Genomic DNA, 319 nt, shown 5'->3' on the forward strand with positions numbered 1-319 from the left:
ACCACCTGCACGCGCCGATCGCAACCGCCTTCCTCGAAGCCGGCATCGACGTCATCTGCGACAAGCCGTTGTCGACGACGCTTGCCGAGGCCGAGGCGCTGGTGGCGCTGACAGAAGCCAAGAAGCGCCGCTTCGTCGTCACGCTCAACAGCACCGGCTACGCCATGGTGCGGCAGGCGCGCGAGATGGTGGCGGCGGGCGAACTCGGCCGCGTCGTTTCGGTGCATGGCGCCTATATCCAGGACTGGCTGACGCAGCCGATCGACGCGCAAGGACAGAAGCAGGCCGAATGGCGCACCGATCCGGCGCGCGCCGGGCA

Annotated in this window: 1 protein-coding gene; it reads left to right on the forward strand. The window is 68.3% G+C overall.

Annotated features, from left to right (window positions below):
* Nucleotides 1–319: Gfo/Idh/MocA family oxidoreductase (locus EN851_RS35085; RefSeq protein WP_135931102.1), on the forward strand; the 319-nt coding region annotated here is incomplete at both ends.

Source organism: Mesorhizobium sp. M8A.F.Ca.ET.208.01.1.1, from assembly GCF_004791315.1.
In the GTDB taxonomy this organism is placed as follows: Bacteria; Pseudomonadota; Alphaproteobacteria; order Rhizobiales; family Rhizobiaceae; genus Mesorhizobium.